General features: G+C 65.1%; 21 protein-coding genes. 10 read left to right on the top strand and 11 right to left on the bottom strand.

Annotated elements, in window-relative coordinates; all coding sequences use genetic code 11:
- Nucleotides 1-387: CHRD domain-containing protein (locus Q7T45_RS20835; RefSeq protein ID WP_304873187.1), on the bottom strand; the 387-nt coding region annotated here is incomplete at its 3' end.
- Between the two features lie 165 nt (nt 388-552).
- Between Q7T45_RS20835 and Q7T45_RS20830 the strand changes: the two genes are divergently transcribed.
- On the top strand, nt 553-1,494 hold the full coding sequence (locus Q7T45_RS20830; protein WP_304873186.1) for a cytochrome c: 942 nt from the start codon (nt 553-555) through the stop codon (nt 1,492-1,494).
- A 137-nt stretch (nt 1,495-1,631) separates the two neighbouring features.
- On the opposite strand, the gene Q7T45_RS20825 is transcribed toward Q7T45_RS20830, so the two are convergent.
- The 3 genes from Q7T45_RS20825 to Q7T45_RS20815 all read right to left on the bottom strand — a co-directional run bounded on the left by Q7T45_RS20825 (nt 1,632) and on the right by Q7T45_RS20815 (nt 4,374).
- Complete coding sequence (locus Q7T45_RS20825) at nt 1,632-2,789, bottom strand: TAXI family TRAP transporter solute-binding subunit (protein ID WP_304873184.1); 1,158 nt, start codon at nt 2,787-2,789, stop codon at nt 1,632-1,634.
- A 228-nt stretch (nt 2,790-3,017) separates the two neighbouring features.
- Complete coding sequence (locus Q7T45_RS20820) at nt 3,018-4,085, bottom strand: Ldh family oxidoreductase (protein ID WP_304873183.1); 1,068 nt, start codon at nt 4,083-4,085, stop codon at nt 3,018-3,020.
- Nucleotides 4,086-4,128: 43 nt separating this feature from the next.
- Entirely contained in the window at nt 4,129-4,374 is a 246-nt protein-coding gene (locus Q7T45_RS20815) for an Lrp/AsnC family transcriptional regulator (protein ID WP_304873181.1), read from the bottom strand.
- Nucleotides 4,375-4,577: 203 nt separating this feature from the next.
- Between Q7T45_RS20815 and thiD the strand changes: the two genes are divergently transcribed.
- Nucleotides 4,578-5,378, top strand: a complete 801-nt coding sequence (gene thiD, locus Q7T45_RS20810; protein ID WP_304873180.1) for a bifunctional hydroxymethylpyrimidine kinase/phosphomethylpyrimidine kinase — start codon at nt 4,578-4,580, stop codon at nt 5,376-5,378.
- A 10-nt stretch (nt 5,379-5,388) separates the two neighbouring features.
- Here thiD and Q7T45_RS20805 read toward each other — a convergent pair whose 3' ends face one another.
- From Q7T45_RS20805 to Q7T45_RS20790, 4 genes are all read right to left on the bottom strand, one after another.
- Nucleotides 5,389-5,991: a pyridoxamine 5'-phosphate oxidase family protein gene (locus tag Q7T45_RS20805; RefSeq protein WP_304873178.1), complete on the bottom strand. Its 603-nt coding sequence runs from the start codon at nt 5,989-5,991 to the stop codon at nt 5,389-5,391.
- Nucleotides 5,992-6,093: 102 nt separating this feature from the next.
- The gene (locus Q7T45_RS20800) at nt 6,094-6,441 is read right to left on the bottom strand and encodes a hypothetical protein (protein WP_304873176.1); all 348 of its coding nucleotides are present in this window, start codon (nt 6,439-6,441) and stop codon (nt 6,094-6,096) included.
- Nucleotides 6,441-7,430, bottom strand: coding sequence for a tripartite tricarboxylate transporter substrate binding protein (locus tag Q7T45_RS20795; protein WP_304873175.1), 990 nt, complete (start codon nt 7,428-7,430; stop codon nt 6,441-6,443). The genes Q7T45_RS20800 and Q7T45_RS20795 overlap by 1 nt, the downstream gene beginning before the upstream one ends.
- Nucleotides 7,431-7,600: 170 nt before the next feature.
- Complete coding sequence (locus Q7T45_RS20790) at nt 7,601-8,281, bottom strand: ankyrin repeat domain-containing protein (RefSeq protein ID WP_304873173.1); 681 nt, start codon at nt 8,279-8,281, stop codon at nt 7,601-7,603.
- A gap of 194 nt (nt 8,282-8,475) precedes the next feature.
- Between Q7T45_RS20790 and Q7T45_RS20785 the strand changes: the two genes are divergently transcribed.
- From Q7T45_RS20785 to Q7T45_RS20770, 4 genes are all read left to right on the top strand, one after another.
- A complete protein-coding gene (locus Q7T45_RS20785; protein WP_304873172.1) occupies nt 8,476-8,745 on the top strand; it encodes a DUF3551 domain-containing protein in 270 nt (89 codons plus the stop codon).
- Nucleotides 8,746-9,044: 299 nt separating this feature from the next.
- Nucleotides 9,045-9,857 carry a UDP-2,3-diacylglucosamine diphosphatase gene (locus Q7T45_RS20780; RefSeq protein ID WP_304873170.1) on the top strand — a complete coding sequence of 271 codons (813 nt, stop codon included), beginning with the start codon at nt 9,045-9,047 and terminating at the stop codon, nt 9,855-9,857.
- Nucleotides 9,857-10,909 (top strand): glycosyltransferase family 1 protein, encoded by a 1,053-nt coding sequence (locus Q7T45_RS20775; RefSeq protein ID WP_304873167.1) that lies wholly within the window; start codon nt 9,857-9,859, stop codon nt 10,907-10,909. Before Q7T45_RS20780 ends, Q7T45_RS20775 begins: the two co-directional genes overlap by 1 nt.
- 51 nt (nt 10,910-10,960) lie before the next feature.
- A complete protein-coding gene (locus tag Q7T45_RS20770) occupies nt 10,961-11,944 on the top strand; it encodes a threonine/serine dehydratase (protein ID WP_304873165.1) in 984 nt (327 codons plus the stop codon).
- Between the two features lie 21 nt (nt 11,945-11,965).
- Here the strand turns inward: Q7T45_RS20770 and Q7T45_RS20765 are convergent, their stop codons facing one another.
- Nucleotides 11,966-13,219: a hypothetical protein gene (locus tag Q7T45_RS20765; protein WP_304873164.1), complete on the bottom strand. Its 1,254-nt coding sequence runs from the start codon at nt 13,217-13,219 to the stop codon at nt 11,966-11,968.
- Nucleotides 13,220-13,294: 75 nt separating this feature from the next.
- Here Q7T45_RS20765 and Q7T45_RS20760 point away from each other — a divergent pair, with 75 nt between their 5' ends.
- Nucleotides 13,295-14,494: an MFS transporter gene (locus tag Q7T45_RS20760; RefSeq protein ID WP_304873162.1), complete on the top strand. Its 1,200-nt coding sequence runs from the start codon at nt 13,295-13,297 to the stop codon at nt 14,492-14,494.
- Between the two features lie 28 nt (nt 14,495-14,522).
- Here Q7T45_RS20760 and dgcA read toward each other — a convergent pair whose 3' ends face one another.
- Nucleotides 14,523-15,521 (bottom strand): N-acetyl-D-Glu racemase DgcA, encoded by a 999-nt coding sequence (gene dgcA, locus Q7T45_RS20755; protein WP_304873160.1) that lies wholly within the window; start codon nt 15,519-15,521, stop codon nt 14,523-14,525.
- A 137-nt stretch (nt 15,522-15,658) separates the two neighbouring features.
- Here dgcA and Q7T45_RS20750 point away from each other — a divergent pair, with 137 nt between their 5' ends.
- The 3 genes from Q7T45_RS20750 to Q7T45_RS20740 are packed head-to-tail and all read left to right on the top strand — an operon-like array spanning nt 15,659 to nt 18,488.
- A complete protein-coding gene (locus Q7T45_RS20750; RefSeq protein ID WP_304873157.1) occupies nt 15,659-16,792 on the top strand; it encodes an ABC transporter permease in 1,134 nt (377 codons plus the stop codon).
- A gap of 2 nt (nt 16,793-16,794) precedes the next feature.
- Complete coding sequence (locus Q7T45_RS20745; RefSeq protein ID WP_304873155.1) at nt 16,795-17,565, top strand: ABC transporter ATP-binding protein; 771 nt, start codon at nt 16,795-16,797, stop codon at nt 17,563-17,565.
- A gap of 17 nt (nt 17,566-17,582) precedes the next feature.
- Nucleotides 17,583-18,488: an MlaD family protein gene (locus tag Q7T45_RS20740; RefSeq protein WP_304873153.1), complete on the top strand. Its 906-nt coding sequence runs from the start codon at nt 17,583-17,585 to the stop codon at nt 18,486-18,488.
- A gap of 92 nt (nt 18,489-18,580) precedes the next feature.
- On the opposite strand, the gene Q7T45_RS20735 is transcribed toward Q7T45_RS20740, so the two are convergent.
- Nucleotides 18,581-18,778, bottom strand: a complete 198-nt coding sequence (locus Q7T45_RS20735) for a hypothetical protein (RefSeq protein ID WP_304873151.1) — start codon at nt 18,776-18,778, stop codon at nt 18,581-18,583.
- Nucleotides 18,779-18,832: the final 54 nt, after the last annotated feature.

Genomic DNA, 18,832 nt, shown 5'->3' with positions numbered 1-18,832 from the left:
CGGATTGGCTGCGGTGTGGACGTTGATGTAGTACTTGCCGGCCATCAGGTCGGCCGCCTGGGCGTCGGTCAGGATCGCGCTGCCTTCGACCGGGCTCGAGGTGGCGTTGGGGATCGCCACAGCGACGCCGGCGTTGGCGCCGGGTGCGGCGGGACCGTGGAAATGTGCCATGGTCGCCGGGCCGGAGAGCCCCGAATAGGTCAGTTTCCAGCTCAGCTTCTTGCTGGCGGGATCGTAGTCGAGGTCGGCGGTACCCTTGCCGGCAGAGGCGACGGCGGCTCCCTTGCCGTCGAGGGTCACCTTCATCTTGTCGGCGAACGCGGGTCCGGCAAAGGCAAGGGTTGCTCCGAGCGCAAGCGTTGCAAGCATGGTCCTGGTGTTCGACATGGTTTTCTCCCTGTTGACGCGACGTGGTGGTGTTAGTTTCAAAACAGCGGGATTGCGGATTTATTCCCGCGGGCCGGTTTGAACGGCCGCAATTTTCAGGCAGCGCAGCGCTGCAATAACGGTCATACTGGCTGCCAGGTCATACCCTTGATGGCGGATCGGTGAATGCTGCGGCGAATTTTCCAAAGTCTTGTTTTTCGAGGTCTTGTTGTTGCGGCCGTCATCGGCTGCGCGATCTTCTGGTGGCTGACGATTCCGGCGACCGTAGCTGCGAATTCGCTGCCGGCTTACAAGCCTGACCCGGCCAACGGTCTCACAACGTTCAATGCCGGCGGATGTTCCTCCTGCCATGCCGTGCCGGGCCAGCCCGATCGGCTCAAACTCGGTGGCGGCCTCGCCATCCCGTCGCCGTTCGGCACGTTTTATTCGCCGAACATCTCGCCGGATCCGGCCGATGGCATCGGGCGATGGAGCGAAGCCGAATTCGTCAGCGCGGTGCTCAAGGGCACCGCGCCTTCGGGCGCACATTATTTCCCGGCCTTTCCCTATGCTTCCTACGCGCATGCCCGGGTCGAAGACATCAGAGACCTGTTCGCCTACCTGAAGACGCTGGCGCCGGTGTCCGGCAAGGTGCGCGATCACGGCGTGCCGTTTCCGTTCAATGTCAGGCGCAATATCGGAATCTGGAAATTCCTGTTCATGGACGACAAGCCGTTTGCGCCGGACCCCGCGCGCTCGGCGCAGTGGAATCGCGGCGCCTATCTCGTCGGCGGCCTCGGCCATTGCGCCGAATGCCACAGCCCGCGCAATTTTCTCGGCGGCATCGTCGCGGCGCAACGTTTTGCCGGCGGACCGAACCCGGAAGGCGAGGGCTGGGTGCCGAACATCACGCAGAAGCGGCTCGGCGACTGGAGCGCCAAGGATATCGCCTATTTCCTCGAGACCGGGATGACGCCCGACGGCGACACCGCCGGCGGATCGATGGCGCGCGTGATCCGCAACACCTCGCAATTGTCGGTGGAAGATCGCGCGGCGATCGCGGAATACATCAAATCGCTGCCGCCGGTGGAGGGCCCGCCACGGCCGAAGAAGGCGGAGAAGTCGTAGCTCTTCTCCCTCTCCCCGCTTGCGGGGAGAGGGTCGGGGTGAGGGGGACTCTCCACGGGCTCAGTTCGTGGTGAGTCCCCCTCACCCGCCGCGCTTCGCGCGTCGGCCTCTCCCCGCAAGCGGGGAGAGGCAAAGCATCAAAACGTATCGACCATGCCGGCCTTGGCGAGCGCCGCCTTGCGCACGGCCATCCACTCCTCGGTGAATTTGGCGGCATCGGCAGACGGGGTGCCCTTCATGAAACCGTCCCACGCCGCGATCAGGGTCTCCTGCCGCTTGAGCAGCGCGTTGTTGTGCTTCTCCTGGTCGTCGCTCCAGGCGCCGGCTTCCTTCAGCGCCTTGACCGCGCCCTTGTGCGTCGGCACCGCCCAGTTCTTGGCCTGCGCCTTCACCGCAAGCCCGCTGGCGCCGGGCGCGTTGTCCTTGAAGCCGTCATAGCCTTCGATCATCGCCTTGGTCAGCATGTAGACCTCGTCTTCGGACTGGCTGGCATAGACGCTGTAGATTGGATAGGGATAGGTGCCGACCTCGACCGGCTTTTCCTTCGAAAATTCACCCGCGCCGCAGGTCGCCTTGTGCTCCGTGAAATACGGACCGACCTTGCGCATGCGCTCCCATCCGGCCTTGTCGGAGAATGGCATGGCGGGCCAGGTGATGCCGCGCGGCGAGGTCTGCAGTTCCTTGGCGGGCCCGGAGATCGTCGAACCGAATACCGCATCGGTATCGTTGTTGATGATGCCTTTCCACATCGCGTTGTTGCCCGCGAACTCGACGATCTTGACGTCCTTCGCCGTCAGATTGGCGAATGCCAGCACGGCAAGCGCATTCTGGTTGAGCGCGGGCGAACCGACCACGAAGCCGATACGCTTGCCCTTCAGGTCGGCATAGCTCTTGACGCCGGTGTCGGCGGCGACCGCCAGTGAAAGGCCGTTGCAGTCGATCGAACTCAGCGTGATCTGGATGGGCTGCGGTCCCCATTCCCGGGTCGCGAATTCGAACACGCCTTCCTGCGCGAAATAGACCCCGACGCCCATCGCCGAGATGCTGGCGCGCTTGAGGCGCAGCGGCTGCAGGCGGGCGACGTCGTTGCCGGCGGGCAGCACGCGCGCGTCCGTGCCGTATTTGTCCTTGAGCATCTTGCCGACGGCGACGGTGATGTTGAATCCCGACGTACCCGTGTCATAGGCCGTCATCGTCACGTTGGGTGGCAATTTAACCTGTGCCGTCGCCGTCGATGCCGCGACCGCGGTTCCGGTCAGCGCGATGGCCGCCAGCATCATCTTACGCTTGATCATTCCATTCCTCCCGTTGCGGCTGTCGTTGCAGCCTTGAGACGCTTGTCGCCGATGTTTCCCGGCTCCCGCAAGGGCGTGCCAAGGAGCACGTGGGGAAACAGGCTCGCGTCGGCGCGAATGCTCGCGGATTTCCGGCGCTCCCGCAAGACCGAAGCGAGACACGGACAAGACCAATCGGCGCACCAGGGATCGGCGTGAGACCCTTCCGGCTGTTGCGGAATGCGATAGCTACGCCAGTGTCGCAATTCCAAGTTGATCGGCGAGCTGATCCAGCCCGCGCATCAGCGCCGGAGCGATCGGAATTCCATCGCGTGCCCTAGCCATGCGGGTGGCATGGCTGCGCTCGCCGGGAACGAAAATCCGCTCGACCCCGGGCATTCGGCTGCTGCCCCTGATATCGCGCACCAGCGCATCGACGCTTCGCTTGAAGGTGGCGACGTCGCCGAAGGCGGCGATGTTGATCGCCGCGATGGCCTGCCCGGTGTTGGTGACGCTGTCGTCATCATGATTGAAGTCGATGACGTCCCGGCCCATCGCGGCACCGCCGAGCGTGCCCGCGAGCAGGCCGATGACCATCGCCAGCCCATATCCCTTGTAGCCTGCCTCCATGCCGCCAAGTGGCAGCAGCATGCCTTCGTCGGCGCGTTTCGGATCGGTCAACGGCTTGCCCTCACGATCGATCATCCAGCCTTCCGGCATGGTCTCGCCGCGCAGCGCCTTGGTCTTGACCTTGCCATAGGCGGCGACCGTGGTCGCCATGTCGAGCACGATCGGCTGCTCGTCGCCGGCCGGAATCGCGGCTGCGATCGGATTGGTCGACAGCAGCATGTCGAGGCCGCCCCATGGCGGCAGATGGTTGGCGTTGCCGACCGCGAAATAGAGCCCGATCATGTCGTGGGCGAGCGGCATGCTCGCGTAAAGCGAGGCGGGACCCGCATGGTTGGAGAATTGCGAGTTGACCCACGCAATGCCTGTGGTGCGTGCTTTCTCGATGGCAATCTCGGTCGCGCGCTTCATGACGAGATGGCCCATGCCGTTGTCGCCGTTCAACACCGCCGTCGAGAGGTGATCGTGCACCAGGCGGATGTTGGGCCTGACGTTGAAGCCGCCGGCCTTGATGCGCCTGACATATTGCGGCAGCCGGCTCACGCCGTGTCCGTCCGAACCCTGCAGGTCGGCCTGCGCCATCAGTTCGGCGACAGTGGCGGCATCTGAGTCGGGCAGGCCCAGTCGGACCAACGCCTCCTGAATGAAAGCCTTCAGCCGATCAAAAGTGACGGCGGTTTCAGCCTGCAAGATCAACGCTTTCTTGACGGGATCGGTGGCAGCGCGCCGCAACCTAGCTGCCGCCGAACGCCTTGAAGGTGATGATGGTGTGGGTGTCCTGGATGCCGGGAATGACCTGCACCTTCTCGTTGACGAAATGGCCGATGTCGGTGGCGTTGTCGACGTAGAACTTGACCAGCAGGTCGTAATCTCCAGCGGTGGAATAGATCTCCGAGGCGATCTCGGCTTCCGCAATCGCATTGGCGACGGCATAGGACTGGCCGAGCTTGCATTTGAACTGGACGAAAAAGGGAACCATCGCTGTCGTCTCCAAGGGGCGTCGTGTTGGAGGGCAATATAGCGTTTTCAGGCGACGTGGATACCGCTTCGCGTGAAGAAAACGCGTGGCTGGAATGAGCCCAATACAGGGGCTTTTGGCAAGCCAACTTGCCGCTGCGCGCGCGTCGGGCTAGGACAAACCATGCCCCGCACTGGATTGCCGAAATTGCCGCGAGCCGAACCATGACGATCCCCATCGCGCTCACCATCGCCGGCTCGGATTGCTCCGGCGGCGCCGGCATCCAGGCTGACCTCAAGAGCTTTGCCGCGCTCGGCGTCTACGGCGCCTCCGTCATCACCGCCCTGACCGCGCAAAACACGCGGGGCGTCACCGGTATTCATCAGGTGCCCGCTGATTTCGTCACTGCGCAGATCGATGCGGTGTTCGCTGACCTCGACGTCAAGGCCGTCAAGATCGGCATGGTGGCGGACCTCGCCGTGATCGATGCCATCGCCGCGGGACTCCAAAAATGGTCGCCGAAACACATCGTGCTCGATCCCGTGATGGTCGCGACCTCGGGCGATCGGCTGCTGGCAGCCGAAGCCGTTGACGCCTTGCGCACAAAACTCATTCCGCTGGCATCGCTGATCACGCCCAATATGCCGGAAGCCGCCGCTCTTCTGAATGAGCCGGTTGCCGCCGACGAGGCCGCGATCGAGAGCCAGGGAAAGCGGCTGCTGGCGATGGGCTGTCCGGCGGTGCTGATCAAGGGCGGGCACGGGCAGGGCGCCGAGAGCATCGACTATCTCGTCACCGGCAGCGGCACCATCGCGCTGGCGGCGCCGCGCATCGCCACCCAAAACACCCACGGCACCGGCTGTTCATTGTCATCGGCCGTCGCCGCCGGTCTGGCAAAAGGCGAGGACATGGAAACCGCGGTGCGCCATGCCAAGGCCTGGGTCAGCGCCGCGATCGCGGCAGCGGACCGGCTCGGCGTCGGCCATGGCCACGGGCCGATCCATCATTTCCACGGGTTTTATTAGGGTCGCCCGCTCACCCCCCAAAAGTCGGTTGGCGCGGGTGGACACAGTCCTTGAAAACTTCAAAATCCTTCCACGCCGGCTCGGGCGCATCGTATCCCGGTCGCGGCGCGTAGATCGAGGGATCGACCAGCTGCATGTCCGGGATGTAGCGCGGGCAATTCGGGAAGATCACGCGCGCGGTCACGCGGACGATCAGCTGCGCGCCGACGGTGCTGGCGAGCAGCGGATCCTCGCGGTTCACCGTCGCCGTGCCGTTGACACGCAGGCGCTGCGGCCTGCCATGCATGGCGATGAACAGCAGGCCGACGTCGGCATTGACCACGATGTTGCCGAGGCTCTTGAACATGCCGTTGCCGTCGTAGTCGGGGAATGCGAGTTCGGACGGGCCGGTGACGGCCACGAAGCCCGGCATGCCGCCCTTGAACGAGCAATCGGGCCGCCCCTCGGCGTCGGCCGTCGCCAGAAAGAAATACGGCGCGCTCCCGATGAAGGCCCTGTCCTCGGGCGTGAACTCCGTGCGGCAGAATTCTTCCAGGCGATCGGAAATCCGGCGGCTTTCGAATTCGTCCTGCAGCCGGCGGCTACCCTCATGAAACATGATGCTGTCGGTCATGGCTGCTCCCGGGTCATGTGGCAGTCGGGCAGGATGTTCGCCGTCCTGCCGGGAACAAGTGTAGCACCGATTTTCCGGTCGCACGCGCCGCGCGCAGGCGCGTCAAACCAGTTTCATGGGCCTGTCACCCACCACGCGAAGCTCGATCCCGCTTATCAGATCCGAACGGAGCACCTCGGCGGTGCCGATGGCGTCCATCGTCTGCTGCAGCGTGCTGACGTTCGATCCAAGCGCCACGATTCCGCCCAGCATCGCGCCGATCGATCCCAGCGCGACGGCCGCACTGGATCCGAACAGGCCAAGCATCGTGACGAGCAGCATGGCGGCGCCGGCGGCGATGGCCGCCTTGGACACCAGGATGATCTTCCGGCATTGCTCGGCGACCGCGGCAAGCTCCTCCAGCCGCGCTTCGATTCGTGAAATCTGGTCGGTCGGGTTGTCCTCGGCCATCAGGCCGGCGGCAAGCCGAGCGCCTGCCCACTCTCGATCCAGATCGGCAATTCGCGCTGGTACAAGGCATTGGCTTCCTTGAAGCCGATCGCCGGATCGAGCGCGAAAGTGGCGAGAACTTCCTTCACTTTCGGATCCTGGTTGGCCGCCACGCAGAGCTCCGACAGCCGGTCGACGATCGGTTGCGGCGTCGCCTTCGGCAACGCCCAGCCCGAGAATCCGCTGATGGTGAAAAACTTCGACGTCGCGCCCTGTTCGGGCAGGGTCTTGACGTCAGGGATCGCGGGGACCTTTCTCGAATGCACCGCGAACAGGACGCCCTTGTTGCTTTGCAGGACGGACTGTGCGGCCGTATAGCTGCCCATCGCGACATCGAGCGTGCCGTCCAGCAGGCCCGTCCACATCGGCGCTTCGCCCCGGTAGTGGATCGGTTCGATCTTGAGGCCATACTGCTTGTTGAGTTCATTGATCGTCATGTGCGGGGCCGAGCCCGCGCTGTAGGTGCCGAAGTTCACCTGGCCCTTCTTGCGCGCGAAGGCGACGAAATCGTCCAGCGACTTGACGCCGGACTCGAGGCTCGCGATCAGCAGCAGGCCGGCGCCGGGGATGATGCTGACCAGCGTCAGGTCCTTGTCCATGTCGTAGCCGGGGTTCTTCATCATCACCCGGTTCATCACATAGGTGGTCGAGATCGAGCACAGGATGGTGTGGCCATCCGGCGCCGCGCGCGCCACTTCCGCCGCGCCGATGGAGCCCGAGGCGCCCGCCTTGTTTTCGATGATGACGTTCTGCCCCACCTGCCTGGAGATGAAATCGCCAAAGGCGCGCGCCAGCAGGTCGGTCTGCCCGCCGGCCGGATAGCTGCAGACCATGCGGATTTGCCGCGACGGCCACGCGGCCTGCGCCGAAGCCCCGCGCGTCAGGAAAGGCATCGCGGCGGCTGCGGTACCGCCGGCGATCAAGTGACGGCGATTGAATTTCGTTGACATGATTCCTCCCTGAACTTTCGGCGAGGGTATCGCATCGTCCGGCTTCTGCAATGCGCAAAAAACGGGACAGATTGGCGCATTCAATCAAGTGGGGCTGTCCTCGCATGCCCGGCAGACCCGCTTACGCGATTTTCCGCATTTTTGGGGGCGTGACGACGCCGGCGACCCGGTCACTTCGCGCCGGCCTTTTCCAGGATGACGACCATCTCCCGATAGCCGCGGCTTCTCGCGAGCTTGAGCGGCGTCGCGCCGCTGCCGTCGGGAATATTGACGTTGGCGCCGGCGTCGACCAACGCGCGCAAGGTCTCGGTGTGGTTCCTGCCGCCATCGCCGAGCACGATGGATTCGATCAGCGCGGTCCATTGCAGATTGTTGACGTGATCGAGCGGCGCCTTGGCGGCAATCAGCGTTCGCACCACTTCGGCGTGGCCGAGATGGGCTGCCGCGATGAGGGCCGTACCGTCGTAACGGCTGGTGACGGCCTTCGGATTGCCGCCGCCTTCGAGCGCGATCTTGAGCATCGGCACGTCGTTGGCGACCGCCGCAATGGTGATGATGTCGTAGCGGTCGATTTCAAGCTTGTTCGGATCGGCGCCCAGCCGGATCAGGGTGCGGGCGGCATCGTGCTGCTTCTGGTAGACCGCGACATGCAGCGGCGTGCGACGGCGATCGTCGATGGCTTCCTTGTCTTCGGCCGAGGCGATCCGCTTTTCGATGTCGGCGACGTCGCCACGGGCGGCGGCGGCATGCAGGCCGCCATAGGCGCGCAATTCGGCCTCGGTCGGGGCGATCTGGGCCGGCGCGGGCAGGGCAGCCAGCAGGGTGAAAAAAACGATGGCCAGGGCATACATGGGAAGGAAGCTCCGGTCCGCTGAGCGACGGGAAACATAGCATCGAAGGTTCGATCGGCAAATCGGGAGTCCGGGCTTTCGACGATTGTCGACGCGGTGGGGCTGTGCTTCCCTGCTCCAGAGGAACGGTTCGAAGCCGACGGCGTTCTGTGCACGCGGTGGCGACCCGATGGTCGATCTCGAGGGAGGTTCTAATGCGCATTTCCGCTTTGGCGATTTTGACGGTCGCGACGGCTTTGACCGCAGCGCCGGCTGTGGCCCAGACCTATGATCCGAAATATCCGGTCTGCCTGCAGATCTACCAGGGGTTTACGGATTACTATTTCGAATGCGCCTATACCTCGCTGCCACAGTGCCAGATGTCGGCGTCGGGCCGCGCCGCACAATGCGTCAACAATCCATATTACACCGGCACCCGAAAGCCGCCGCGACAACGCGACCGGCGGCCGCGCCGCGAGTACTGAGTTTGAAACAATCCGTCGAACCGTAGCCCGGATGAAGCCACGGGGCGGCGCTCGGCGCCGTCCGGTGGCGTAATCCGGGGCCAGCCTCACGCTCCTACCCGGATTGCGCCAACGGGCGCGCATTCGCGCGACCGTTGGCTCCATCCAGGCTACGCAGGGACGACGTGTGGAGACGGTGTCGCCCGGCTGTCGCACGGCGCTGCTATCCCTTTTCTCGGATCAGGCAATTGATTCGGCAGGATTCATCGGCAGCGCAAGCCGTCATCGCGCTGTCATGGAAACCTGCTAGCTGCTCGCGCATGGGAAGTGACGTGATGAGTGAAGAGTGTCCCGAGCGACGCTTTCGCACTTTGTTTATCTCCGACGTTCACCTCGGAGCCCGCGGCTCGCAAGCCGACCAATTGCTGGATTTCCTGCGCTGCCATGATGCCGACACCATCTATCTGGTTGGCGATATCGTCGATGGCTGGGCGCTGCAGTCCGGCTGGTACTGGCCGCAATCGCATAACGACTTCGTGCAGAAAATGCTGCGCAAGGTGCGCAAGGGCGCCAAGGTCGTCTACGTGCCGGGCAATCACGACGAGTTTCTGCGCAACTATTACGGCACCCATTTCGGCGGCATCGACGTCGTCGAGGACGCCATTCACGAGGGCGTCGACGGCAAGCGCTATCTGGTGATCCACGGCGACATTTTCGATCTCGTGGTGCAGAACGCGCGCTGGCTCGCCCATCTCGGCGACAAGGCCTATGATTTCGCGATCCGGATGAACCGCCTGGTCAACTTCTTCCGCCGCGCGTTCGGCGTGCCCTATTGGTCGCTGTCGCAATGGGCCAAGCTCAAGGTCAAGAACGCCGTCAACTACATCGGCGCGTTCGAGCAGACGCTCGCCGCCGAAGCGCGCCGTCACGATGCCGACGGCGTGATCTGCGGCCATATCCACTACGCCACCATCCGCGATGAACACGGCATCCGCTACATGAACTGCGGCGACTGGGTGGAAAGCTGTACCGCGCTGGTCGAGCATGAGGACGGCCGCTTCGAGATCATCAGCTGGACCGACCCGTTGCGGCGGACCGCGCCGATGGCCGCGATTGCGGCGCGGGCGGCCTGATGCGCGTCCTGGTCGCGACCGATGCGTGGCATCCCCAGGTCAACGGCGTGGTGCGGACGCTGACCATGATGGCGGAGGCGGCCAGGCCGCTCGGCGTCGATGTCAGTTTCATCACGCCGCAATCGTTCCGCACCGTCGCGCTGCCGAGCTATCCGGACCTGCGGCTGGCGTTGCCGTCGCCGGGGAAGCTAGCCCGGCTGATCGCCGCGGCCCGTCCCGACAGCATTCACATCGCCACCGAAGGACCGATCGGATGGCTGGCGCGGCGCTATTGCCGCCAACATCGAATGCCGTTCACCACCAGCTTTCATACCCGCTTTCCGGAATATATCTCGGCGCGCTTGCCCGTGCCGGAGTCCTGGATCTGGGCGGGATTGCGCTGGTTTCACAATGCCGGCCAGGCGGTGATGGCGGCGACGCCGGCGCTGGCAAGCGAGTTGCGCATCCGCGGCTTTCGCAACGTCGTGCTGTGGCCGCGCGGGGTGGACACCAGCGTTTTTCATCCGCGCCCCGTTGACCTCGGCCTGCCGCGCCCGATCTTTCTCTGTGTCGGCCGCGTCGCGGTGGAAAAGAACCTCGAAGCGTTTCTCGACCTCGATCTGCCCGGCACCAAACTGATCGTCGGCGACGGACCGGCGCGCGCTGCCCTGATGCGAAAATATCCGCAAGCGGTGTTTCTCGGGGCAAGGCAGGGCGAACAACTGGCGCAGGCCTATGCGGCCGCCGACGTCTTCGTGTTTCCGAGCCGGACCGACACGTTCGGGCTGGTGCTGCTCGAAGCGCTGGCCAGCGGCCTGCCGGTCGCGGCGTTTCCGGTGACCGGTCCGCGCGACGTGATCGGCACGGCACCGGTCGGCTCGTTGCACGACGATCTGCAGGTCGCGTGCCTCGCCGCGCTGACCATTTCACCGCAGGACTGCCTCGCCTTTGCCGCAAAGCATAGCTGGGAGGCTTCAGCCCGCGCCTTTGTCGATAATGTCACCCATATCCGCATCGATCCGGAAGGCGATCCGGTTCCATTCGAGGTGGACCAGCCGCGTTTCGTCAGCTGATCCTGCTCGAAGCACCTTGCCCGCCTGCCGGCGCAGGCGTAACTTTGCGCGATGACAATCGCCATCCTGCCTGTGACTTCCGCCGACATCGATGCCGCCGCGCGCGTCATCGCGCCCTACGCGGTGCGAACCCCGATGCTGTCGCCGTCCGTTCTCAATGAGCGGATGGGGACCCGGATCTTCCTGAAGCCGGAAATGTTGCAGCGGACTGGCTCGTTCAAGTTTCGCGGCGCCTTCAACAAGCTGTCGTCGATTCCGCAGGAAGCGCGCGGCGGCGGCGTGGTGGCGTTCTCGTCCGGCAACCACGCCCAGGGCGTCGCGCATGCAGCGCAACTGCTCGGCATGCAGGCGACCATCGTGATGCCGGCCGATGCGCCGCTCTCCAAGCGCGAGCGCACCAGAGCCTACGGCGCCGAGGTCGTTTTGTACGACCGTGACCGCGAGGATCGCGAAGCGATTTCCCGCGAGATCGCCGACAGACGCGGCGCCACGCTGGTGCGGCCCTATGACGATCCCTATGTGATCGCGGGACAGGGTACCGTGGGCCGCGAGATCGCAGAGGATATGGCCGCCCTCGGCCTGACACCCGATATCGTGGTGGCGCCCGCCTCGGGCGGCGGCCTGATCGCCGGCGTCGCCACCGCGATCAAGGCGCGCTATCCGCAGGCCATGGTGATGTCCGGCGAGCCCGAAGAGTTCGACGACCACGCGCGCTCGCTGCGCGCGGGCAAGCGCGAAGCGCACGGCTCAAAAGGCCGCACCATCTGCGATGCGCTGATGGCCGCGATCCCCGGCGAGATCACCTTCTCCATCAACAGCCAGCTGCTCGCGCAAGGCATCACCGCCAGCGATGCCGAAGTGGGTACCGCGGTCGGATTTGCCTTTCGCGAATTGAAACTGGTGGTCGAGCCCGGCGGCGCCGTCGGCCTCGCCGCGCTGCTGGCCGGCCGCATCGACGTCAAGGGCAAGAACGTCGTCATCGTGCTGTCGGGCGGCAATGTCGATGCGGATCTGTTCGCGCGATTGATCAGCTGAGCCGCAGATCAGCGAAAGTGCTTACGAGAAGAACGCGATCTTCTCGGCTTGGCTCATGCGCCGGATCGGCGCCAACGGATCAGATCCAGCGGCTGCGGGCCGGTTCAGAATTCCCCTTGAGATCAGCGAGGAGCCGAGCGAAGGCTCTTCGTCTGCCTGAAGCGCGGGTTGCAGCGACGGTTCGACGGCCGGCGGCTCTGCCACGGCGGCCATCGGTTCGGGCTCGGGCTCCCGCTCCGGCGCGACGCTGACGGGATCGGCAGGCGCGAGCTCCGCGACGGCGGCCTCGGCCGATTCCATTTCGGCGACATCATTGAAATCCGTGGGATCATCCGCGGCCATTTCGAGCGCGATCATGTCGAGGATCGCGTCATCCTCGGCATCGGCGGCTTCGCCGGTCAGGCCCACCGGCTCGGCCGCTTCATCCATGGTCTCCGCCATGGCATCCACGGTGTCGACCGTTACGTCGGCGCTCTCCACCATCGCGTCCACGGTCTCGATCGTAGAGTCTGCGGTCTCGATCGTTACGTCGGCGGTCTCGACCAGCACCTCTGCGGCTTCCGCCGTCGCGATGGCTTGTTCGGCCAGCACCGACGAGGCTCTGACCGTGGCTTCGGAGTCTTCTGCAGGGACCGAGGCCGCGGTCTCCAGCGGCTCCACCAGGGCGGCGAGCATTTCATCCGATGGGGCGGGCGGGGCCGCGGCCGACGGGCTGTCTTCCGCCGCGGCTTGCGGCGATGCGGGCGCGGCCTCGTGGCCGCCGAGTTCCGCGAGCTGCCGCTCGATGACGTCGAACGCAACAAGGGGATTGATCGATGCGATCTCGCCGCAGGCGCCCTCGATGGCGTTGATCTGGGAATCGATCAGATCGCAGATCCGGCCGTCGGCGCCGATTTCGCGCCAGCGCCAGGCGATTTCCCGGATGATCCGGCTGCCCTTGCGGACCGGCCCGAGCTTTTCCTCCAGCGCGAGCCCGTCGAGTGCGGCGACCCGGGCCGCATCGACCGCGCTGCGGATCGCGGCCAGCGCGTCCTTCAGCCCGTCGTCGGGAGCCGGCTGGGGTTGCCGCTGGGCCGCCAGGTTTTCCTCGAGCCGCGCCACCGCCTCCAGCACCATGCTGGTGTCGGCATTGCGGTTGCGCTTGGCGTATTCGCCGAGGAACCAGCGGCCCCGCGAGGTCTCCATGAACGCCTTGCTGATCGCGTCATAGTCTTCCTCGCTCGGCTGGGCAGCGCGAGCGGAGATCGGAGACAGCGCAAATGCTTCATCGGCCATGCAAGACTCACCGCGCAAATGTCAGCGCGTTGCGTTAACGATCATCACGATATCGAACGAATCGCAATTGAATTGATGCCGAGCGAATCACAAATCCCCACCGCATCTCAAGCGGCCTCCAGGCGATTCGCCACGCGGCTGGCGCTGTTTTACGGCACGCTGTTCGGCCTCGTCGGCACCCATCTGCCGTTCTTCCCGGTATGGCTGAAGGCGGTCGGGATCGATGCGTCGTGGATCGGTATTATTACGGCCGTCCCCTCGGTGACGCGCTTTACGGTGCTGCCGTTCATCACCGGCCTTGCCGAGCGGCGTCAGGCGCTGCGCGGCACCCTGATCGTGGCGGCCTTTGCCACCGCGCTCGGGCTGGCGCTGGTCGGAACCCAGCATTTGCCGCTCGCGGTATTCCTGATCTACGTCGTCACCTCGGGCCTGTGGACGTCGATGACGCCGCTGACCGATGCCTATGCGCTGCGCGGCGTGGCGCGTTACGGGCTGAATTACGGGCCGCTGCGGCTGTGGGGCTCGGCGGCTTTCGTGGCCGGCGCGCTGGCCTGCGGGCTATTGGTCGACCTGATCGCCGCCGAACGGCTGATCTGGGTGATCGCGTCGGTGGCGGCGCTCGGCGCGCTCGTCAGCCTCGGGCTGCAGCCGCTGGACAGCCCGAGAACAGCGGCGGCGCCCACGCAAGGCACCACCGCGCTGCTGCGCGATCCCGGCTTTCTCGCCATCATTGCCACCTCGGCCCTGATCCAGGGCAGCCACGCCGCCTATTACGTGTTCGCGTCGATCGCCTGGCAGCAGTCGGGGCTGGGCGGGCTGACCATTGCGGGGCTCTGGTCGCTCGGCGTACTCGCCGAGATCGTGGTGTTCGCGCTGTCGCCGCGGTTCACGCTGCATCCCTCGCGGCTGGTGGTGATCGCGGCCCTCTGCGCGGTCGCGCGCTGGTCGATCACCGCGCAGGATCCGCCGATCGCGGTGCTTGCCGTCGTGCAACTGGCGCATGGCCTGACCTTCGGGCTGACCATGGTCGGCACCATGGGCCTGATGGTGCGGCATGTTCCGATCCAGATGATGGCGCGGGGGCAGGGCTATCTTGCGGCCTGCACCGGCATCGTCACCTCGACCGCGTCGATTTCGTCCGGCATGATCTTCGCCCGCTACGGGCAGGGCGTCTATTACCTGATGGCCACGATGGCGCTGTCAGGCGGCCTCATCATGTGGTTTTCGCGGCATCGCATAGCGTTTTCGAGCGAAGTGGATGCCGGTTCGCGTTAAGAAAACGCGTCAAAAAATGTCTCTCCCATCATCCCCACAGCGCCGCTTCCGGCGGATAGACCAGGCTGCCGTCATAGCGCAGGCCGCCGTCGCGGTCGCGCGCCAGCAACAGCGGGCCATCGAGATCGACGAAGCGGGCCTGTCGCGCCAGCAGCATCGCCGGCGCCATCGCCAGCGAGGTCGCGACCATGCAGCCGATCATGATTTCGAATCCGAGCGCCTGCGCCGCATCCGCCATGACAAGCGCCTCGGTCAGCCCGCCGGTCTTGTCGAGTTTTATATTCACGGCGTCGTAGCGGTCACGCAGTCCATCGAGCGATTTCCGGTCGTGCACGCTTTCGTCGGCGCAGACGGCGACCGGTCTGCGGCCGATCCGCGCCAGCGCCTCATCCTGTCCGGCCGGCAGCGGCTGCTCCACCAGCGTGACGCCCACCTCGGCGCATTCGGCGAGATTTTGTTCCAGATTGTGCGGCGTCCAGGCCTCGTTGGCATCGACGATGAGTTCGGATTCGGGCGCGGCCTTGCGCACCGCGGCGATTCGCAATCCATCGCCGTCGCCGCCGAGCTTGATCTTGAGCAGGGGCCGGTGCGCCGCTTTGGCGGTCGCCGCCGCCATCGCCTCTGATGTCCCCAGCGAAATGGTGTAGGCGGTGGTGCAGGCGGCAGGCGCCGGCCGTCCGAGCAGGTCCCAGGCGCGCCGACCGCTGGCCTTGGCTTCGAGGTCCAATAGCGCGCAATCCAGCGCGTTACGGGCGGCGCCGGCCGGCATGGCGGCCTGCAGGGCGTGCCTGTCGAGGCCGCGCGACAGCGGCCCCTGCATCGCCTGCAGGGCGGCCAGCGTCGCTTCCGGGGTCTCGCCATAGCGCGGATAGGGGACGCATTCGCCCCGCCCGGTATGGCCGTCATGGCTGACCTCAGCTACGACCGACACCGCCTCGGTCTTGGCGCCCCGGCTGATGGTGAAGGAACCCGCGATCGGCCAGCGTTCGATTCGGGCGGCAAGCACGGGGGATTTGCTGGAAGTCATTTGAAAATCTGGCAATTTCTGAACCACCGGCTTGCCCGGCGCAACCAAGTATGGCTGTTAAGGGACATGTTCTACAAGGCGGCGTGTTGGATCCTTTCCTGCTTCACTGGCGGGGAATCGGCTGGGGTGTTGGCATCGTGAGCGGCGACCCGACATTGGAGCGGATTGCACGGGGCAATGGCCTGGCGCTGTGCGCCGCGGGTTCGTGGACCGCGCGCTTTGCGCAGGATCTCGAGCGGATCGTCGCCGACGCCGAAAAGCTGGCCGGCAGCCGGCCCAATATCTTCATCGATGTCTCGCAGGTCTCCAAGCTCGACACCTTCGGGGCCTGGCTGATCGAGCGGTTGCGCCGCAGCCTGACCCAGGGCGGGGTGGAGGCGAAGATCGCCGGGCTTTCGGCCAATTATTCCACCCTGGTCGATGAAGTGCGCCGGGTGAAGGCGGCCCCGCCGCCCGACGCCGTCCGGGTGACGATTACCGGTATGCTGGACCAGGTCGGCCGCAGCGTAGCCGGCGTCGGCGCCACCCTGGTCGGCCTGATCGACATGCTCGGCGCGGTGCTGGCCGCCGGCGGCCGGGTGCTGATCCGCCCGCGCGGCTTTCGGTTGACCTCGACGGTGCACCACCTCGAACAGGTCTGCTGGCGCGCAGTGCCGATCGTCGTGCTGATCACCTTCCTGATCGGCTGCATCATCGCGCAGCAGGGCATCTTTCATTTCCGCCAGTTCGGCGCCGACATCTTCGTGGTCGACATGCTGGGCGTGCTGGTGCTGCGCGAGATCGGCGTGCTGCTGGTGGCGATCATGGTGGCGGGCCGCTCCGGCAGCGCCTACACCGCCGAACTCGGCTCGATGAAGATGCGCGAAGAGATCGACGCGCTGCGCACCATGGGGTTCGATCCGATCGAAGTGCTGATTCTGCCGCGCATGCTGGCGCTGGTGATCGCGCTGCCAATCCTGGCTTTTCTCGGCGCGATGGCGGCGTTGTATGGCGGCGGGCTGGTGGCTTGGCTCTATGGCGGGGTCGAGCCGGAAGCCTTCCTGCTGCGCTTGCGTGACGCCATTTCGATCAACCATTTCACCGTCGGCCTGATCAAGGCGCCGGTGATGGCGGCGGTGATCGGCATCGTCGCCTGCGTCGAAGGGCTTGCGGTGCAGGGCAGCGCCGAATCGCTCGGGCAGCACACGACGTCGTCGGTGGTGAAGGGAATCTTCTTCGTCATCGTGATGGACGGCGTGTTCGCGATCTTCTTCGCATCGATCGGAATGTGACGATGGCCCCGCAACCTTCCGACAACATCATCCGGGTCCGCGACATCACCGTACAGTTCGGCAAGAACCGTATCCTCGACGGCCTCAACCTCGATGTGAAGCGCGGCGAGATCTTGGGCTTTGTCGGCCCCTCGGGGGCCGGCAAGTCGGTGCTGACGCGCACCATCATCGGCCTCGTCCCCAAGGTCGCCGGCAGCATCGAGGTATTCGGCGTCGATCTCGACGCCGCCGACGCCAAGGCGCGGCGCGGTGTCGAACGGCGCTGGGGCGTGCTGTTCCAGCAGGGCGCGCTGTTCTCCTCGCTGACGGTGCGGCAGAACATCCAGTTTCCGGTGCGCGAATATCTCAAGCTCTCGCAGCGGCTGATGGACGAGATCACGGCCGCCAAGCTCGTCATGGTGGGCCTCAAGCCCGAAGTCGCCGACCGCTTTCCCTCGGAACTGTCCGGCGGCATGATCAAGCGCGTGGCGCTGGCCCGCGCGCTGGCGCTCGATCCGGAACTTGTCTTCCTCGACGAGCCGACCTCCGGCCTCGATCCAATCGGCGCCGGCGACTTCGACGAGCTGGTCCGCACCCTGCAGCGTACTTTGGGCCTGACCGTTTTCATGGTAACCCACGATCTGGACAGCCTTTATACGGCTTGCGACCGGATCGCGGTGTTAGGGAACGGTAAGATCATTGCGGCAGGATCGGTCGCCGACATGCAGGCCTCGCAACATCCCTGGTTGAGGCAATACTTCCACGGCAAGCGCGCCCGCGCGGTCATGGGCTAGTACCGGAGTTTGATTGAATGGAAACGCGGGCGAATTACGTCCTGATCGGAGCCTTCACGCTGGCAGTGATTGCCGCGGCGTTCGGCTTTGTGCTGTGGTTCCAGAGCCTCCACACAACCAAGGCGCGCAGCCCGATCCGGATCGTGTTCGAAGGCCCGGCGTCCGGCCTGCGCAACGGCGGCAGCGTCAATTTCAACGGTATCCGGATAGGCGAAGTCATCTCCGTAAAGCTGGATAACCCGCGTCGAGTCGTCGCACTCGCCATGGTCGAGAACAAGGCGCCGATCCGCAAGGACACCCTGGTCGGGCTCGAATTCCAGGGCCTGACCGGCGTTGCCGCGATCTCGCTGAAGGGCGGCGAGGAGGCGGCCCCGGCCGTTCCGCTCGATGAGGACGGCATCCCGGTCCTGACCGCTGACCCGAACGCGCTGCAGGACGTCACCGAGGCGATCCGCGCCACCCTGCAGAACGTCAACCGGATCGTCGCCGACAACCAGGAATCGGTCAAAAACTCGCTGCGCAACCTGGAAACCTTTACGGGCGCGCTGGCGCGCAATTCCGAAAAGATCGACGGCATCATGGTCAAGGTCGACGGCGTGATGGGCAAGGCCGACAGCCTGATGCTGGGCCTCAACACGGTTGCGGGCGGCAGTTCCGGCGGTGAACTCTCGGCGATGCTGAAGGCGATCAAGGAACTCGCCGACGACCTCGACAAGCGTACCAACCTGCTGATCGCCGACGGCCGTCGCACCCTCGGCGACATCAGCCGCGCCGTGAACAATTTCGACCGCAACCCGAGCCGGGTGATCTTCGGCGGCAGCAATAACGCCGTAGCGCCCGAGCCCGCGCCAGCGAGGCCGCCCGCGCCGTCAGCGGGGCCGAGGCCGCCCGCGGCCGGCGCTGCACCTCGCAGGCCGCAATAGCGGGCGGAATGCACCTCGCGTAAGGGGCTATGCGCAAGTGCCGAGCGCCGCAATCGTGTGACTGATGATATTCTTATCGAGGATATCGCGCGTCACAAGGCGACCTTGCGCCCGGCTTCGCACGAACGAGTGAGATCGAGATCGGCTCCGACCAGAGGCGAACGACGCAACGCGGCGAGGATGTTGCCTTTCGTTGGCGGTTCGCCGGTGGCGTCAGATGGCGCCGTGCCCCTCTTGGCCTGTCGCCTGCGATAAACGCGTAGTGCTCGCTTCTTGGCGGTGTCACTCATGGCGGCGATGTCTCCGAATATACCAAGAAGCATATCGGATCTTTATTCAGTTGC

The organism is Bradyrhizobium sp., from assembly GCF_030646015.1.
Classification (GTDB): Bacteria; Pseudomonadota; Alphaproteobacteria; order Rhizobiales; family Xanthobacteraceae; genus Bradyrhizobium.
The sequence above is the reverse complement of the archived record's forward strand: the minus strand, read 5'-3'. Positions and strand labels throughout refer to the sequence as shown.

What these genes read in the sequence shown, in the direction of transcription:
- Q7T45_RS20795 (WP_304873175.1), bottom strand. Translation starts at nt 7,430, where the DNA reads ATGTCAACGAAATTCAATCGCCGTCACTTGATCGCCGGCGGTACCGCA.
- Q7T45_RS20825 (WP_304873184.1), bottom strand. Translation starts at nt 2,789, where the DNA reads ATGATCAAGCGTAAGATGATGCTGGCGGCCATCGCGCTGACCGGAACC.
- Q7T45_RS20765 (WP_304873164.1), bottom strand. Translation starts at nt 13,219, where the DNA reads ATGGCCGATGAAGCATTTGCGCTGTCTCCGATCTCCGCTCGCGCTGCC.
- Q7T45_RS20740 (WP_304873153.1), top strand. Translation starts at nt 17,583, where the DNA reads ATGGAAACGCGGGCGAATTACGTCCTGATCGGAGCCTTCACGCTGGCA.
- Q7T45_RS20745 (WP_304873155.1), top strand. Translation starts at nt 16,795, where the DNA reads ATGGCCCCGCAACCTTCCGACAACATCATCCGGGTCCGCGACATCACC.
- dgcA (WP_304873160.1), bottom strand. Translation starts at nt 15,521, where the DNA reads ATGACTTCCAGCAAATCCCCCGTGCTTGCCGCCCGAATCGAACGCTGG.
- Q7T45_RS20775 (WP_304873167.1), top strand. Translation starts at nt 9,857, where the DNA reads ATGCGCGTCCTGGTCGCGACCGATGCGTGGCATCCCCAGGTCAACGGC.
- Q7T45_RS20785 (WP_304873172.1), top strand. Translation starts at nt 8,476, where the DNA reads ATGCGCATTTCCGCTTTGGCGATTTTGACGGTCGCGACGGCTTTGACC.
- Q7T45_RS20800 (WP_304873176.1), bottom strand. Translation starts at nt 6,441, where the DNA reads ATGGCCGAGGACAACCCGACCGACCAGATTTCACGAATCGAAGCGCGG.
- Q7T45_RS20790 (WP_304873173.1), bottom strand. Translation starts at nt 8,281, where the DNA reads ATGTATGCCCTGGCCATCGTTTTTTTCACCCTGCTGGCTGCCCTGCCC.
- Q7T45_RS20780 (WP_304873170.1), top strand. Translation starts at nt 9,045, where the DNA reads ATGGGAAGTGACGTGATGAGTGAAGAGTGTCCCGAGCGACGCTTTCGC.
- Q7T45_RS20735 (WP_304873151.1), bottom strand. Translation starts at nt 18,778, where the DNA reads ATGAGTGACACCGCCAAGAAGCGAGCACTACGCGTTTATCGCAGGCGA.
- Q7T45_RS20830 (WP_304873186.1), top strand. Translation starts at nt 553, where the DNA reads ATGCTGCGGCGAATTTTCCAAAGTCTTGTTTTTCGAGGTCTTGTTGTT.
- Q7T45_RS20815 (WP_304873181.1), bottom strand. Translation starts at nt 4,374, where the DNA reads ATGGTTCCCTTTTTCGTCCAGTTCAAATGCAAGCTCGGCCAGTCCTAT.
- Q7T45_RS20770 (WP_304873165.1), top strand. Translation starts at nt 10,961, where the DNA reads ATGACAATCGCCATCCTGCCTGTGACTTCCGCCGACATCGATGCCGCC.
- Q7T45_RS20805 (WP_304873178.1), bottom strand. Translation starts at nt 5,991, where the DNA reads ATGACCGACAGCATCATGTTTCATGAGGGTAGCCGCCGGCTGCAGGAC.
- Q7T45_RS20760 (WP_304873162.1), top strand. Translation starts at nt 13,295, where the DNA reads ATGCCGAGCGAATCACAAATCCCCACCGCATCTCAAGCGGCCTCCAGG.
- thiD (WP_304873180.1), top strand. Translation starts at nt 4,578, where the DNA reads ATGACGATCCCCATCGCGCTCACCATCGCCGGCTCGGATTGCTCCGGC.